At 62.2% G+C, this 16,202-nt stretch carries 13 protein-coding genes and 5 tRNA genes; 2 read left to right on the top strand and 16 right to left on the bottom strand.

The features are described 5' to 3' along the window. The 10 genes from KHO53_RS19240 to KHO53_RS19195 form a co-directional block, all read right to left on the bottom strand. Complete coding sequence (locus KHO53_RS19240; protein ID WP_010224383.1) at positions 1-1,011, bottom strand: FecCD family ABC transporter permease; 1,011 nt, start codon at positions 1,009-1,011, stop codon at positions 1-3. Next, positions 1,008-1,838, bottom strand: a complete 831-nt coding sequence (locus tag KHO53_RS19235) for a heme/hemin ABC transporter substrate-binding protein (protein ID WP_036994423.1) — start codon at positions 1,836-1,838, stop codon at positions 1,008-1,010. The genes KHO53_RS19240 and KHO53_RS19235 overlap by 4 nt, the downstream gene beginning before the upstream one ends. Continuing rightward, positions 1,835-2,755, bottom strand: a complete 921-nt coding sequence (locus tag KHO53_RS19230) for a ChuX/HutX family heme-like substrate-binding protein (RefSeq protein ID WP_213570670.1) — start codon at positions 2,753-2,755, stop codon at positions 1,835-1,837. The genes KHO53_RS19235 and KHO53_RS19230 overlap by 4 nt, the downstream gene beginning before the upstream one ends. Positions 2,756-2,780: 25 nt before the next feature. Beyond that, positions 2,781-3,701, bottom strand: a complete 921-nt coding sequence (locus KHO53_RS19225; RefSeq protein ID WP_213570669.1) for a ChaN family lipoprotein — start codon at positions 3,699-3,701, stop codon at positions 2,781-2,783. 11 nt (positions 3,702-3,712) lie between these two features. After that, a complete protein-coding gene (locus KHO53_RS19220) occupies positions 3,713-6,124 on the bottom strand; it encodes a TonB-dependent receptor (protein WP_213570668.1) in 2,412 nt (803 codons plus the stop codon). Positions 6,125-6,333: 209 nt separating this feature from the next. Then, positions 6,334-6,418 (bottom strand) — tRNA-Leu (locus tag KHO53_RS19215). A gap of 53 nt (positions 6,419-6,471) precedes the next feature. Beyond that, positions 6,472-6,547, bottom strand: a tRNA-His gene (locus KHO53_RS19210). An 84-nt stretch (positions 6,548-6,631) separates the two neighbouring features. Then, positions 6,632-6,716, bottom strand: a tRNA-Leu gene (locus KHO53_RS19205). Between the two features lie 53 nt (positions 6,717-6,769). Further along, positions 6,770-6,845: transfer RNA gene (locus KHO53_RS19200), tRNA-His, on the bottom strand. A gap of 41 nt (positions 6,846-6,886) precedes the next feature. Continuing rightward, positions 6,887-6,963, bottom strand: a tRNA-Arg gene (locus tag KHO53_RS19195). A 284-nt stretch (positions 6,964-7,247) separates the two neighbouring features. Here KHO53_RS19195 and folD point away from each other — a divergent pair. Continuing rightward, on the top strand, positions 7,248-8,102 hold the full coding sequence (folD, locus tag KHO53_RS19190; protein WP_115087907.1) for a bifunctional methylenetetrahydrofolate dehydrogenase/methenyltetrahydrofolate cyclohydrolase FolD: 855 nt from the start codon (positions 7,248-7,250) through the stop codon (positions 8,100-8,102). A 108-nt stretch (positions 8,103-8,210) separates the two neighbouring features. On the opposite strand, the gene KHO53_RS19185 is transcribed toward folD, so the two are convergent. The 6 genes from KHO53_RS19185 to KHO53_RS19160 are packed head-to-tail and all read right to left on the bottom strand — an operon-like array spanning position 8,211 to position 14,145. After that, positions 8,211-9,950: an ABC transporter substrate-binding protein gene (locus KHO53_RS19185; protein WP_036994421.1), complete on the bottom strand. Its 1,740-nt coding sequence runs from the start codon at positions 9,948-9,950 to the stop codon at positions 8,211-8,213. Positions 9,951-10,000: 50 nt separating this feature from the next. After that, positions 10,001-10,273: a DUF2160 domain-containing protein gene (locus tag KHO53_RS19180; protein ID WP_010224612.1), complete on the bottom strand. Its 273-nt coding sequence runs from the start codon at positions 10,271-10,273 to the stop codon at positions 10,001-10,003. 10 nt (positions 10,274-10,283) lie between these two features. Beyond that, complete coding sequence (locus KHO53_RS19175; RefSeq protein WP_010224614.1) at positions 10,284-11,084, bottom strand: carbohydrate ABC transporter permease; 801 nt, start codon at positions 11,082-11,084, stop codon at positions 10,284-10,286. 9 nt (positions 11,085-11,093) lie between these two features. After that, entirely contained in the window at positions 11,094-11,957 is an 864-nt protein-coding gene (locus KHO53_RS19170; protein WP_010224616.1) for a carbohydrate ABC transporter permease, read from the bottom strand. Beyond that, a complete protein-coding gene (locus tag KHO53_RS19165) occupies positions 11,954-13,051 on the bottom strand; it encodes an ABC transporter ATP-binding protein (protein ID WP_036994420.1) in 1,098 nt (365 codons plus the stop codon). Before KHO53_RS19165 ends, KHO53_RS19170 begins: the two co-directional genes overlap by 4 nt. Further along, positions 13,051-14,145, bottom strand: a complete 1,095-nt coding sequence (locus KHO53_RS19160) for an ABC transporter ATP-binding protein (RefSeq protein ID WP_010224620.1) — start codon at positions 14,143-14,145, stop codon at positions 13,051-13,053. Before KHO53_RS19160 ends, KHO53_RS19165 begins: the two co-directional genes overlap by 1 nt. A 244-nt stretch (positions 14,146-14,389) precedes the next feature. On the opposite strand from KHO53_RS19160, the gene KHO53_RS19155 reads away from it, so the two are divergent. Next, positions 14,390-16,198 carry a sigma-54-dependent Fis family transcriptional regulator gene (locus tag KHO53_RS19155; protein ID WP_100782961.1) on the top strand — a complete coding sequence of 603 codons (1,809 nt, stop codon included), beginning with the start codon at positions 14,390-14,392 and terminating at the stop codon, positions 16,196-16,198. Positions 16,199-16,202: the final 4 nt, after the last annotated feature.

Below are 16,202 nucleotides of genomic sequence, written 5' to 3'. Positions count from 1 at the left end.
TCAGAACTCCCGCACCTTGCGACCGAGTAACAACCAGAGAAAATACGGCCCGCCAATGATGCTGGTGACCAGGCCTACGGGGATTTCCGCCGGGCTGGTCAAGCTGCGCGCCAGGGTATCGGCCACCAGCAGCAGAATCGCGCCGCAGAGCATCGAAGCCGGAATCAGCAAACGATGGCCCGGGCCGAAATACAAACGCAGGCAGTGTGGCACCAGCAGGCCGATAAAACCGATGATGCCGCTCAAGGCCACACACAAGCCTACCCCCAGCGACGAAGCCAGGACCACGCGACTCTTCAACCGGTCGCCATCCAGCCCGGCAGCGTGGGCCGACACGTCCCCCAGCTGGAACAGGTCCAGGTCAGCGGCGCAACGCGCCAACACCCACAAGGTCAATGGCAGGACCAGGCAGGCCACGGCCAGGGTCGACCACTCGGCGCTGCTCAGGCTGCCCATCCCCCACAGGCTCAGTTGGCGCAGCTGTTCTTCGCTGGCGAGGTAGGTAAGGATGCCGCCCACAGCGCCCGTCAGGGTATTGATCACCAACCCCGCGAGCAGCAAGGTAATGGTCGACTCACGCCCCTTGTAACCACGACCGATACGGAAAATCACCAGAGTCACCAGCAAGGCGCCGATGAAACCGGCGAGAAACTGCCCATAGCGCTCCAACCCGGCAAAGCGGCCATTGAACAGCACCACCCAGATCGAAACCGCAAGCCCCGCGCCGCTGGCTTGGCCCAGCAGCGTCGGGTCGGCCAAGGGGTTGCGAAACAGGCCCTGCATGGCTGTGCCGCCAGCGGCCAGGGTCGACCCCACCAGCACCGCCAGCAGCAACCGAGGCAGGCGCACTTCACTCCACACCTGCCACTCCAGCGCGCTTGGCAGCTCACCGAGCAGAATCCGCGGCGACAAGCCGATACTGCCGACCAGCGAGCACATCGCCAGCATCGCGCACAACCCTGCCAGCATCAGCACCAGGGTCGGCAATGAGACATTCCCGGCGCCCTTCATGGGAACAGCGCTCCCGCATCCTGACGCAACTGCAACATGGCCTGCACCGTGCGCGGCCCGAGGTTGAGCAGCGCCTGGTCATCGACCAGCACCAGGCGCCGATGCTGTCCGGCGGGAGTGTGCGCCAGGCCGCCGAGCTTCCACAGGTTGTCTTCACCGCCCAATGCTGCCAGCCCGGCCTTGCTGACAATGACGAAGTCCGGTGCCAGCGCCACCATGGCTTCCGCTGCTACTTGCTTATAGGCATTGAAGCCAGCGCCGTTTTCGATACCGGCCTGCTCCAGCGCGGCCTGGGCTTCGGTACCACGCCCCATGATCAACGGCGTCATGCCGGCACGGTTGAAAATAAACACCGCCTTTGGCCCTTTCAATGCCGGCATCGTTGCCAGCGCCGCCGCTAGCTGGCGCTGCTCATCGAGCAACGGCTGAGCCTGTGCCTGGCGATTCATGGCCAGTGCAACCTGCTCGATCTTGCCCGGGATATCGCCAATACCCTTGCCTCGGGCGACACTTACGACCTCAAGCCCGAGACCGCCGAGTTGGCGCAGTACGCTAGTCGGGCGGGCGGCATCGCTGATCAGCAGCCGTTGCGGTTTGAGGGTCAGCACGCCTTCTGCCGAGAGTTGGCGCAAGTAGCCTACCGATGGCAGGTTGGCGATGGCTTCAGGATAACGACTGGAATCATCGCGGCCGACCAGGCGCGAGGTGCCGCCCAGGCGATCGACGATTTCCGCCAGGTCATTGCCGATCACCAGGGTGTCGGCAGATTCGGCCTGTACGGTCATTGCCGTACACGCCGCCAGCAGGCCGAGGAGCAAGCGCTTCATCGCGCCGCCTCCAGAGCATCCAGCCATTCACGCCAGGCCAACTGCTCAGGCTGCCCCGCCGGGCGACGGGCGAACACCTGGACGATCAGACGCTGCTCGGCGTCAAAAAACTCAAGACTGGTGACGCCGCCGACCTGGTTAGGCTTATAGACGCGCCAGATTTGCGCATCCGGCGCATCGGCGATTCTAAAGCCGGTAGGCGCCGCCTGTTCACTGGCAGGCATATCAAACAGCAGCTCAGCGCCCGCCTCGCTCATGCCCGTCAGCCGGCCCGTAAAGATCTGCACGCTACCGGCACTGTAGACGAACAGCATCAATTCCAGCGCACTGGCGGCCAATTGCCGGAACACCGCGACCGGGCTGGTTTGCGCCAGTTGCCGGGCGAACTGCGGCGCCACCAGGGCGTTGCCCTCAAAGCGGGTCAGGCCGTGGCGCTTGAGCAAGGCAAAGTGCTCATGGACGTTGGCCATCGCCGCCCACTCTTCGACCAGGCCGGGCACCTGCGGATTGCGCTTGCTGAAGGAAGGTTGCACGCTGAAATCGGCCGGTTTCTCGACGCACCGTCCATACAGCGCTGCCCAGCCGGCCAGTGACGATTGCTCCGTCGAGGCCAGGCACAGCAGCAGTTTGCCGTGGCGATCAAAGACCCTAAGGCTGTAGACACCCACCTCAGGATCAAGCGAGATGCCGACCCAGTGCCAGGCGCGCAGGTTCAAGCGCAGATCCAGGCCGTCCTCGCCAATCACCAACCCCGCGTCGCTGATGTCGTCGGACTGCGGATAACGGCCTAGTTGCTCGATCGAGGCGTGGCTGGCCGGTGTGCGGGTGCGCACCGGGCCCAGGGTATGCAGTTGGGCGGCCACTTGCACGGCGGGCAGGTCCAGGCACTTGAACCCGCTATCAGTCAGTTGAGTCATGGATAAATTCCTTGTAGTGAAGGGTTCAATGGGCGGGCTGATCGCAGCCGCCCGCGTCGGCAACCAGGGCGGTACCGTCGGCATCCTCAGCTGGCAGCAGCCAGACATAGTCGGCATCCCGGGTCGTCAGGCTATGGCCCTGCTCGCTGATCACCAGCACTTTCAGCCCCGGATCACTCGCCCCTTGCGCCAGGTACTGCGGGGCGCCCAGGCTTTTCAGCGTGTGCAGGACGCCGGCGAACAACAGCCGGGGCGCTTCGGCGCTATCGAGCACCTGCGCCATGCGCTGGTCGCGGGCGTGCTGGATCGCAAGCAGGCCGTTCATGCGCACGGCATCGATCTGCCCGCAATGCATCTCTTTGATGTACTGGCGCTGGCGTGCGGCAATGCCGGGTGACGGGAACAGGCCGTCAGGGTCCTGTACCGCTGCCGCCATCAAGCGCTTGCGCTCAGCGGCCGGCAGGTTGCCGGCCAACAGCGTGGACGGCGCCGTCATCAGGGCCTCCATCAGGGGGCCGTACTGCTCCCAGCTCCAGCGCTCGTCCCAGTGGATGATCTGTTTCAGCCGCTGGCTGCGCACCTGGTTGCCCTGCCCCAGCCAGGCCTGGACTTCACTCACCGGGCGCTGCCGTTCACTGTCGAGCATTTCCAGCACCACCGCGCCCTGGGGCCGACGCTGCGCCAGGTGAGTGGCCAGCCATTGTTCGATCAGGTGATGGGCGAAGTTGTCGTGCACTTCGCCGACCATCACCGTCTGGGCCGGCGCCAGCTCATCGAGCAGTTGAGTGGGCGAGATCTGCTTGCCACTGCTCAGCTCGATGATCGCGCCCCATCCGGAAATGTGCGATTCGACCCGGATGTAGGCACTGTCGGCCACCGGCGCATTGACGCTGGCGCAACCCGCAAGCAGTGCCAGCCCCATCCCTATAAAGGAAGACTTGAACATAAAGGGTCCTGTCAGTATTCGAGGGTGAAGCCGAACGAGGTCGTGCGGCCACGGCCGTTGCCTTGATCCATCACCGCCGACATCAGGTAGTCCACCGAGGCGCTGTTGTTGTAGACCTTGTTGCCGACGTTCTCGACGTTGAAGAACAGGCTCAGGTTGTCCTGCACCCGGTAGCTGCCATACAGGTCCCAGATCACGCCGGTGGCGTTGGATTTTTTCGTCTCGTACCAGTCCCAACTGGTTTCCGACGGCCCGGCGTATTCACCACGGGCCCCCAGCACCAGGCGCTCATCGAACCAGCGGGTACCCAGGTCGAGGGTCCAGAAGCGGTCCGGCTGGCTGTTGATGTCCTCCAGCTCGATGCCGGAGGTGGTCGGCGATTTGGTCGTGGCCTTGGTCCACGACAGGTTGGCGTAGAAGAAGCCGGCGTCGTAGCGGCCTTCCAACTCGTAACCGCTCATGCGCACTTCTTCAGGCCAGTTGACCCAGTTCATCTTCGCCGACTCTTCGCCGTCGTCATCGAGGATGTCGAAGGACTGCGGCGTGATGTAGCCATCGATCTTGCTGATGAAGCGGTTGATCTTCAGTTGCCCGTAGTCGGCGTCGGTGAACAGCCCGCTGCGACTGAAATTGACCCCGAACTCGTAGTTGGTCGAACGCTCCTGGCGCAGGAACGGGTTGGCACCGACACCGTCGGCGTCGCTGGCATCGGCCTCCAGTGGCACTTTCTCGAAGAACATTTCCTGCACCCGCGGCGCCCGCGAAGTGCGCGACCAGCTGCTGTAGAGCTGCATCCAGTCGTAAGGTCTGACGGCGAAACCAACCCGTGGGTTGAAGCTGTGTTCGCGGCGGGTAATGTCTATGTCGCCACCGTCGATACCGCGGCACTGGCCAATGATCGAGCACTTGGGCACATGACCGCTGACCTTGTAGCCGTCGTAATGACCGGCCAGGGTCAGGGCATAGATGTCGTAGTTAAACTCCAGGGTGCTGAACAGGCTGTGGGTAGCCTGCTTGCCCTCGGGGTTGGCCCCGCGCTTCTCCGGGGTCTGGGCGACGAAATCATCGGTGTAGTAACGCGCGCCATTACTCCAGCTCGCCTCTACCGGCCCGAGGTTGAAACGGCTGACGTTGGTCAGGTCGAAACCGTGGGCATCGTCACGGGTCTTGCGACCGATGTAGTGGGAGTCTTCTACCGGCGGATACTCCAGCTCGGTCTTGTTCTGGTAGGCATTGACCGTCAGGTTCAGCCATTCGCTGTAGGGCGTATAGGCGTACTTGGCGCGATAGGTCTCGTTATCCAGCTGCCAGGGGTAGTTGTGATAGAACTCGTTGCGGTACTTCACCCCACTCAGGTCCAGGCGATGCATGTCGTTAGGCTGCAGGCGCAGCTTGAGCAAACCGGAGCGCGGGTTCTGCTTGGTGGTGTCGTATTCGTTGGACTGGCCATTGGTGGTCTTGTACTCGCCAGTCTGGGTGCTGCTGACTGCCGCGACCAGGCCGTAAACGCCCTCGACATCTTCCGGGCGGGTACGGGCACCGGCGGCGAACATGCGGGTATTGCCGTAGCCATTGTTACCGGTGCGATAGGTCGTACGCAGACCTACGCGGTGGTCCGGCTTGACGATGTCATCAATATCGAAGGTACGAAAGTTCGCCGAGCCGCCCAGGGTGTTGGCCCCTTCGGCGCCATCCACCGAACCACGCTGTACATCCACCCCAGCCAGCAGGTTGGCGTCGACAAAAGCCATCGGCCCGCCCGAACCGTGGCCGGCGTTGTTACGGAAGGTTTGGGTGACGCCATCGATTATGGTATTGACCCGGCCCAACCCGGCCAGGCCGCGGATGTTCACCGACACCCCCGGCTGGCTGCGCGAATGCAAGGTATAGGTGCCCGGTATCGAGCGCACCACGCTGTTGAGGTCCTGGCGCTCGGCATGCACCTCGCGACTGCTCTGGATCGCCCCGGGCCGTTCAGCCAAAGCGCCGACCATGGTCGGCCCGACCTCCAGGGCACTATCGCTGCGCTCGTTCACGCGCAACACATAGGTGCGATCCTTCAGCCGCTCGACCCACAGGCCGGTGCCCATCAACAACAAGTCGAAGGCTTCCTTGAGCGTGTAATCGCCACTCAAGCCTTGGGTGCTGCGATTTTCGCCAAGCTGCGGATCAAAGGTGAGGGTCACCCCTGCAGCCCCAGCCAGTTGATTCAAGGCAGGTGCCAGCGGGCCTGGCGGAATGTCGTAAGGCTTGCGCAACGGCGCTTGCTGGGTCGCCGCCCTTTCAGTTGCATAGGCCAACGACCCGCCGCTACACCCGCCCACCAATGCCAGTGCGGTCAGCGCACTGCACGCAACTTTCCATGCACCGCTTTTGTTGTTGTGCTGCAGCCGCTGAACGGCGGCCGGCTGTGTGCTCTTCACGAGGCGCTCCCTTGCAGATGAAATGATCTTGCAAGAGAGGTCACGCGAAGGAATGAAAAAGGGAAATGAAAATCAGTTTTATATGAAACTAATTTCTATTTGGCGAAAAGGTAAGGCGCAGCCGTCAAACCCCAGAAACGACAAAAGCCGCACAAGGCGGCTTTTTCGAGGCTTTCAGGCGCTTCAGCGAAGGGCGGTGAAAGCGTGGATGGTGCGGACGAAGAGACTCGAACTCTTACAGCTTGCGCCGCTGGAACCTAAATCCAGTGTGTCTACCAATTTCACCACGTCCGCATGAAGCGCTTAAAACAAAGGCGCCAGATTTTCATCGGGCGCCTTCGGGAATATGGGGTGGACGATGGGAATCGAACCCACGACCACAGGAATCACAATCCTGCGCTCTACCAACTGAGCTACGTCCACCATATTGCATTTGCCGCAGGGCTTGTGTCAAAGCTACCTGCTGGCACATTCACGCGCTTCAGCGAAGGGCGGTGAAAGTTTGGATGGTGCGGACGAAGAGACTCGAACTCTTACAGCTTGCGCCGCTGGAACCTAAATCCAGTGTGTCTACCAATTTCACCACGTCCGCATGAAGCTTTTAAAGCAAAGGCGCCAGATTTTCATCGGGCGCCTTTTGGAATATGGGGTGGACGATGGGAATCGAACCCACGACCACAGGAATCACAATCCTGCGCTCTACCAACTGAGCTACGTCCACCATATTGCATTTATCGCTTTACTTGTGCCAAAGCTGCCTATTGGCGCACCCGGCAGGACTCGAACCTGCGACCATCCGCTTAGAAGGCGGATGCTCTATCCAGCTGAGCTACGGGCGCATATTTAATCTGCTTTCTGTTACGATTACAAATTAACTTTAGCCGTACTGAACAAGCTAATAAATCTGCTTATTCTGCCTGACCTTGCTAACCAGTGCTAGGCTCTGCCCGACAAGTGCGACGAATCTTATAGACGAGCGGAAAGGTCGTCAACTATTTTTTGAAAAAAATTCATTTTATTTAAGGGCTTAGGGCAATTGCCGGACCAAGCGCCTTTGCCCTCGGCCCCCTTCATGCGAGAATGCGCGCTCTTTTTATTCCCTCTCGATGGTTAATCACGCGTCATGACTGCACACCTTATCGACGGCAAGGCGATCGCCGCCAGCCTGCGCCAGCAGATCGCCCAACGTGTCGTGGAGCGTCGCCAGCAAGGCCTGCGTACGCCTGGCCTGGCGGTGATCCTGGTCGGCACCGACCCCGCTTCTCAAGTCTATGTCTCGCACAAGCGCAAGGATTGCGAAGAGGTCGGCTTTATCTCCCAGGCCTTCGACCTGCCCAGCGATACCACGCAGCAAGCGCTGACCGAGCTGATCGATCGCCTTAATGATGACCCGAACATCGACGGCATCCTCCTGCAGCTGCCGCTGCCGGCGCACCTGGACGCCTCGCTGCTGCTCGAGCGCATCCGCCCGGACAAGGACGTCGACGGTTTCCATCCGTATAACGTCGGCCGCCTGGCCCAGCGTATCCCGCTGCTGCGCCCGTGCACGCCAAAAGGCATCATGACCCTGCTGGAAAGCACCGGTCAGGACCTGTACGGCATGAACGCGGTTGTCGTCGGCGCCTCCAACATCGTTGGCCGGCCGATGGCCATGGAACTGCTGCTGGCCGGTTGCACCGTGACCGTCACCCACCGCTTCACCAAGGACCTGGCCGGCCACGTCGGCCGCGCCGACCTGGTGGTAGTCGCCGCCGGCAAGCCGGGCCTGGTCAAGGGCGAGTGGATCAAGGAAGGCGCGATCGTCATCGACGTCGGTATCAACCGCCAGGAGGATGGCAAGCTGGTTGGCGACGTGGTCTACGAGACCGCCCTGCCCCGCGCTGGCTGGATCACCCCGGTGCCGGGTGGCGTCGGGCCGATGACCCGGGCGTGCCTGCTGGAAAACACGTTGTATGCGGCCGAAGCGCTGCATAAGTAAGTGCTGATGGCGGGATAAGAAACGGCACCGGTGAAGGTGCCGTTTTTTTGTGCCTGGCGTCAGGGCCTCATCGCGGGTCAAGCCCGCTCCTACACACAACCTGTGTGGTTACTTGCGTGCAGCCTCCCAGGATTTGAGCAGTTCGCTGTAGCTCACGGTCTCGCCCTTGGGCTTCTCGTTGGCCAGTTTCGGCTTCGGTGCCCCCGGCTGGTCGAACCAGTACTGGGCATCACGCTCCTTGTTCAGCTTGGGTGCGCAAGTCGCCTGAGCCTTGGAGCGCTCCAGACGCTCGAGGATGCGGTCCTGATCCTTGGCCAGGCCATCCAGCGCCTCTTGCGGGGTCTTCTCGCCACTCGCCGCTTCGGCGATATGGCTCCACCACAGCTGCGCCAGCCGCGGGTAGTCCGGCACGTTGGTGCCGGTCGGAGTCCATTGCACCCGCGCCGGGCTGCGGTAAAACTCCACCAGCCCACCGAGCTTGGGCGCAAGATCGGTCATGGCCTGGGAGTTGATGTCCGACTCGCGGATCGGCGTCAGCCCGACAATGGTCTTTTTCAGCGAGACGGTCTTGGAGGTGACGAACTGGGCGTATAGCCAGGCGGCCAGGCGCTGCTTCTCTGGCGTCGACTTGAGGAAGGTCCAGGAGCCGGCATCCTGATAACCAAGCTTCATGCCCTCCTCCCAGTACGGCCCCTTGGGCGATGGCGCCATGCGCCACTTCGGCGTGCCGTCGGCGTTCATCACCGGCAGGCCTGGCTTGGTCATGTCGGCGGTAAAGGCGGTGTACCAGAAGATCTGCTGGGCGATGTTGCCCTGGGACGGCACCGGCCCGGATTCGGAGAAAGTCATGCCCTGGGCCTCTGGCGGCGCATAGGCGCGCATCCAGTCGACATATTTTTGCGTGGCGTAGACCGCAGCCGGGCCATTGGTGTCGCCGCCACGGGTAACGCTGGAGCCAACCGGGTGGCAGTCTTCGACGCGAATGCCCCATTCATCCACCGGCAAGCCGTTGGGCAGGCCCTTGTCGCCACCACCGGCCATGGAGAACCAGGCATCGGTGAAGCGCCAGCCCAGCGACGGGTCTTTCTTGCCGTAGTCCATGTGCCCGTAAACGCGCTTGCCGTCGATTTCCTTGACGTCCTCGCTGAAGAACTTGGCGATGTCTTCATAGGCCGACCAGTTCACCGGCACGCCCAGCTCGTAGCCGTACTTTTCCTTGAACTTGGCCTTGAGGTCGGGGCGGTCGAACCAGTCGGCGCGGAACCAGTAGAGGTTGGCGAACTGCTGGTCAGGCAGCTGATAGATCTTGCCGTCCGGCGCGGTGGTGAAGGAGATGCCGATAAAGTCCTTAAGGTCCAGGGTCGGCGAGGTGTAGTCCTTGCCTTCGTTGGCCATCAGGTCGGTGATGGATTCGGTCTTACCATAGCGAAGGTGGGTACCGATCAGGTCGGAATCATTGACCCAACCGTCGTAGATATTCTTGTCCGACTGCATCTGTGTCTGCAGTTTTTCCACCACGTCGCCTTCCTGCAGCAAGTCGTGGGTCAGCTTGATCCCGGTGATCTCGCTGAAAGCCTTGGCCAGCACCTTGGCCTCGTATTCATGGGTGGCGATGGTTTCCGACACCACGTTGATCTTCATCCCGCGAAACGGCTCGGACGCCTTGATGAACCACTTCAACTCTTCAAGCTGCTGCTCGGGAGTCAGGGTCGAAGGCTTGAACTCGCTGCCGATCCACTTCTTGGCGGCATCTTCATAGGCATCGGCCCAGGCACTGGCGTGAAAACTGCCAAGCACCAGCAGGGCTGCCAGGGTCAAATGTCGCCGGTTCTTGTTGTTGTCGAACATTGTGATCTCCCGATTGAGTATTTTCCCGGAGCCGTGCCGATTGCCCTCGGCTAACCCCAGCGCATCACCACCAACAGCCAGGCCAGGGATAGCAGCGAGGCTACCCACAGGTTCCAGTCGCTGAGCCCGATTACCAGCAGGTGCAGGTAAGCGCTGACCAGCAAACCAATGAACAACCGGTCACCACGGCTGGTGGCGATCGGCAGAAAACCACGACGTTCGACGCACGGCCGACGCAGCTCATGCAGCGTCATGCCCAGCAGCAACAGGCCGATCGAGGCGAAGAAGATCGCTGTTGGCAAAGTCCAGGCCATCCAGTCCATAGCGCGCTCCTCAGACCCGGCCCAGGGCAAAGCCCTTGGCGACATGGTTACGGACAAACCAGATCACCAGCATGCCCGGCAGAATGGTCAGTACCCCGGCAGCGGCCAGCACGCCCCAGTCGATCCCCGAGGCCGACACCGTTCGGGTCATCACCGCGGCAATCGGCTTGGCGTTCACCGAGGTCAGGGTGCGTGCCAGCAGCAGTTCGACCCAGGAAAACATGAAGCAGAAAAACGCCGTGACGCCGATGCCGGAGCCAATCAGCGGCACGAAGATCTTCACGAAGAACCGCGGGAAGCTGTAGCCGTCGATGTAGGCGGTTTCGTCAATTTCCTTCGGTACTCCGGACATGAAGCCTTCGAGAATCCACACCGCCAGCGGAACGTTGAACAGGCAGTGGGCCAATGCCACGGCAATGTGCGTATCGAACAGGCCGATGGACGAATACAGCTGGAAGAACGGCAGGAGAAACACTGCCGGTGGCGCCATGCGGTTGGTCAGCAGCCAGAAGAACAGGTGCTTGTCGCCAAGAAAGCGGTAGCGCGAGAAGGCATAGGCTGCCGGCAAGGCCACGCTCAGGGAGATCACCGTGTTCAGGCACACGTAGTACAGCGAGTTGATGTAGCCGCTGTACCAACTGGGGTCGGTGAAGATCACCCGGTAGTTGTCGAAGGTGAAGTTCTGCGGCCACAGGGTCAGGCCACCGAGGATCTCGGTGTTGCTCTTGAACGACATGTTCAGCAGCCAGTAGATCGGTACCAGCAGGAACAGGATGTACAGCAGCAGCGGCAGCGTCTTGCGCAGGTTCATGGGCGGCCCCTACTGTTTGTCGGCGTGGGTCATGGCGGTATAGAACAGCCACGACACCAGCAGAATGATCAGGAAGTACACCAGCGAAAACGCCGCCGCAGGTCCCAGGTCGAACTGCCCGACCGCCATCTGCGTCAGGGTCTGGCTGAGGAAGGTGGTGGCATTGCCCGGCCCGCCACCGGTGAGCACGAACGGCTCGGTGTAGATCATGAAGCTGTCCATGAAGCGCAGCATCACCGCGATCAACAGCACGTTCTTCATCTTCGGCAACTGGATATGCCGGAACACCGCCCAGGCCGAAGCGCGGTCGATGCGCGCCGCCTGGTAATACACGTCGGGGATTGCGCGCAGGCCGGAGTAACACAGCAGCGCCACCAGCGAGGTCCAGTGCCAGACGTCCATCACCAGCACCGTGACCCAGGCGTCCATGGTGTTGGCGGCATAGTTGTAGTTGATGCCCAGCTGGTTGAGTGAAGCACCGAGCAGGCCGATATCGGCGCGGCCGAAAATCTGCCAGATGGTGCCGACCACGTTCCACGGGATCAGCAGCGGAATGGCCATGACGATCAGGCACAAGGACGACCAGCGGCCCTTGGTCGGCATGGTCAGGGCGATGGCGATCCCCAGGGGGATTTCGATCAGCAGCACGCAGGCCGAGTAGATGAACTGGCGCAGCAGGGAGTCGTGCAGGCGCGGGTCCTGCAGCACCTGGCGGTACCAGTCGGCGCCAACGAAGTAGCGGCTGGACTGGTCGAAAATGTCCTGCACCGAGTAGTTGACCACGGTCATCATCGGTACCACGGCGCTGAAGGCCACCAGCAAAAACACCGGCAGCACCAGCCACCAGGCCTTGTTGTTGGGCACCTTGTTCATGGCCGGGCCTCCAGCAGCACGTCATCGGCATAGAGCATCAGCCACTGCGCCGGAAAACTGATCCAGGCCTGGCCTTCGGGCAGCGCACGGTCCTCGCCCAGGCGCACCTTGAGCGGCACGCCCTGCAGGTCGAGGGTGAGGATCTTGTAGGTCCCCAGGTCTTCGACATCCACCACCCTGGCGCTGAAGCCTTCGTCGAACGGCGCGTCCCAGACCTGGACGAATTCCGGGCGGATGCCCACCTGCAGGTGCGTGGTGTTGCTCGCCGCCAGGCGCTCCTGCAGATCCCCAGGCAATGGCAGATGGATGCCGGCAAAGCCGACCCCGCCGGGCTGCACCTGCACCGGGATCAGGTTCATCCCCGGGCTGCCGATGAAGTAGCCGACAAAGGTGTGGCGCGGCCGTTCGAACAACTCGCGGGGGGTGCCGAACTGGACGATCTGCCCGCCATACATCACCGCGATCTTGTCAGCGAAGGTCGAGGCTTCGAGCTGATCGTGGGTGACGTAGATCATGGTGATGTTGAACTGCTCATGGATCTGCTTGAGCTTGCGCCGCAGCTTCCATTTAAGGTGCGGGTCGATCACCGTCAGCGGCTCGTCGAAGAGGATCGCCGAGACGTCGTCGCGCACCAGGCCGCGGCCCATGGAGACCTTCTGCTTCTCATCGGCGCTGAGGTTGCGGGCTTTCTTCTTCAACAGGTTACCCAGGTCGAGCACCTCGGCGATCTCTGCCACCTTCTTGCCGATGCGCGCTTCATCCAGGCCCTGGTTGCGCAGCGCAAAGGCCAGGTTGTCGAACACTGTCATGGTGTCGTAGACCACCGGGAACTGAAACACCTGGGCGATGTTGCGTGCCTGCGGCGACAGCGCGTTGACCACCTTGCCATCAAACAATACCTGGCCCTGGGACGGGCTGAGCAGCCCGGAAATGATATTGAGCAACGTGGATTTGCCGCACCCCGAAGGCCCGAGCAAGGCATAGGCACCGCCCTGCTCCCAGACATGTTCGAGCTCGCGCAAGGCATAGTCGTCAGCGCCCTGCGGGTCACGGCTGTAGCTGTGCGCCAGCTGTTGCAGGCGAATCTCGGCCATCAGGCGACCCTCGCTTCACGCAGGCCCGGCGCCTGCACCAGTTGCCCGGCGGTGTCGAAGACAAACAGCTTGTGGGTGGGGATGAACACCCGGATCGGCGCATCGACGTGGTACTCGTGCACGCCGGGCAGGTGCAGGACCAGGCGAAAGTGCTCGTTGCGCACATGCAGGAAGGTTTCCGAGCCGCTGATTTCCGCTAGTTCCACCAGCACTGCCAGCTCCAGGTCATCGTCGTTGGACGGCACCAGGCTGATATGGCTCGGACGCACACCGAAGCGATAGTCGCCATCGCCAATGCGGCGCAGATCGGCGTTCATGGCGAAATGCACGGCGCCGGCAAAACTCACCTCATTGCCGCTGATACGCCCAGGCATCAGATTGATCGGCGGCTCGGAAAACAGCTCGGCGGCCAGTACCGTGCGCGGCTGGTGATAGACCTGGGCAGTGGGCCCGCTCTGCACGATGCGCCCTTCATGGAGGATGGTGGTGGTGCCGCCCAGGGCCAGGGCTTCGTTGGGTTCGGTGGTGGCGTACACGGCAATGCAATGGCGGGCGGCGAACAGCTCGCGCATCTCCTGGCGCAGCTCTTCGCGCAGCTTGTAGTCGAGGTTCACCAGCGGTTCATCGAACAGGATCAGTTCGGCGTCCTTGACCAGTGCCCGGGCCATGGCCGTGCGTTGCTGCTGACCGCCCGACAGCTCCAGCGGCAAGCGTTGCAGAAACGGCTCGATACGCAGCATCTGCGCGGTCTGCTGGACTTTCTCGCGGATCAGCGCTTCGGCCATACGCGCCTGGCGCAAGGGTGAGGCAATGTTCTCGAACACGCTCAGGGTCGGGTAGTTGATGAACTGCTGATAGACCATCGACACATTGCGCTGGCGTACCGGGCGGCCGGTGACATCTTCGCCATTCATCAGCACCCGGCCACGGTCCGGCCGATCAAGCCCGGCCATCAGGCGCATGAGGCTGGTCTTGCCGGCCAGGGTGCGGCCGAGCAGCACATTGAACGAGCCGGGCTCGAAGCTCAGGCAGGCATCGTCGATGCACACCTGGTTATCCACGGTACGGCTGACATGTTCGAGCGTGAGCGACATGGCGCGGCCTTCTTGTTGTTATCGAGCAGGCGCACAAGGCAGAGCCAGATTCGTGCCAGCGGTTGCCAAGCCTTTGCCGGCAAAAGCATTTCAGCGAATTGACCGATGGCCAGGGTTCACACCTGAACAGAAATGAACAGCTTTCGCTGCACAGTTGAACAGCCGCGACATTGACAATGAACAGGACTGAACAACACTGGATCAGACAAAAACAACAACACTGCCACCGGCAGAGGACGGGGCCATGGCCGCATCCACCAGCGCCCATGCGCAACTGATCCAGGCCTCCTGGCAGCGCTGCCGCGCCTACGGCCTGGATCACCAGTCACAACCGCAGTTCGGCGAAGCATCCGCCGCCCAGGTCAGCGAACTGCTCGAACGCGAGCATTCACTGCTGGGCACCACCCGCGACGAGGTGCTGCCGCAATACGCGCACCTGCTCGGCAACTCCAGTTACCTGATCATGCTCAGCGACCATCTGGGCCAGTTGCTCGATGCCTGGGGCACCCGCCGCTTTATCGAGCCGCGTCAGCGCCACGGCTTTGTCGCCGGCGCCTGCTGGCGGGAACAAGGGGTGGGCACCAATGCCATCGGCACCGCCCTGGCTACCGGCGAGGCGGTGCATGTCAGCCAGGACGAGCACTTCCTCAAGCTCAACCGCTTCATGGCCAGCGCCGCCGCCCCCTTGTTCGACGCCGAGCGCCAGTTGATCGGCGTACTCGATGTGTCCAGCGACAGCTACCTGCCGGCGGCGCAAACCCAGGGCCTGGTGCGGATGATGAGCCAGAGCCTGGAGAACCGCCTGATCCTTGCGCGCTTCGCCGGGGATTACCGGCAACTGAGCTTCAATACCGGCGCCAACAACCTCGACAGCCAATGGGCCGGGCTGCTGGTGTTCGATGACCAGGGCCGGGTACTGGCGGCCAATCGCCGGGCCGACAGTTTGCTCGGCCAGAATCCGTTGCAACTGAACCTGGAGCAGTTGTTCAGGACGCCCCTGGTGCAACTGCTCGGCCACAGCGCAGAGCAACCGTTCGCCGTGCAGGTGACCGGGCGCAACCGTTTTCATTGCCTGCTGCATGCCCCCACCCAAACCCCGCGGGCCACACCGGTCAGCCATGCACAAACCACCTGCGACCCGCGTATCGACAAGGCCCTGCAGCAGGCCGGGTTGTTGCTGGAAAAGGACATTGCGCTATTGATCGAGGGCGAAACCGGAGCCGGCAAGGAAGTTTTCGTCAATGCCCTGCACCGCGCCAGCAGCCGCGCCGGCCAGCCGTTGATTGCGGTGAACTGCGCAGCGATTCCGGCCGAGCTGGTCGAGTCGGAGCTGTTCGGCTACGAGAAAGGCGCATTCACCGGCGCCCATCACAAGGGCAACATCGGCCTGATCCGCAAGGCCGACCGGGGCATCCTGTTTCTCGATGAAATCGGTGACATGCCGCTGCCGACCCAGGCACGCCTGCTGCGTTTTCTGCAGACCCGCAACATCCAGCCATTGGGCAGTGGTGAACCGATCCCGGTGGATATCCGCGTGGTCTCGGCGACCAACCAGAACCTCGCCGACCAAGTACGCCTGGGCCACTTTCGCCAGGACCTGTACTACCGCATCGCCGGTCTCAGCCTGATGCTACCGCCCTTGCGCGAACGCAGCGACCGCCTGGCCCTGATCGAACAGCTCCACCAGCAGTACCGCGAGCCCGGGGCGCCGACGCAACTGCCCGGCAAGGTGCTGGAACTGCTGCTCCAGCATCCCTGGCCGGGCAACCTGCGCCAGCTGGCCAGCGTGCTTCAGGTGGCGCTGGCGCTGGCGGGCGGGCAGCCGATTGCTGTGGAGCACCTGCCGGACAGTTTCTTTGCCGACCTGCCCGCCTCCAGGCCACAGGCCCCCGTGTTGCCGCCAGCTAGCGCTGACGACCTCGGCCAGCGCCTGCAAGGCCTCAACGGCAATATCTCGGCCCTGGCCCGGGCCCTGGGCATCAGCCGCACCACCCTGTACAAGCGCCTGCACGCCCAGGGCCAGGCCGGCACAGTTGACGAACGCCTGGGCTGATGGT

Source organism: Pseudomonas sp. RC2C2 (genome assembly GCF_018390435.1).
GTDB lineage: Bacteria > Pseudomonadota > Gammaproteobacteria > Pseudomonadales > Pseudomonadaceae > Aquipseudomonas > Aquipseudomonas donghuensis.
This window is presented reverse-complemented; position numbering and strand designations above follow the sequence as displayed.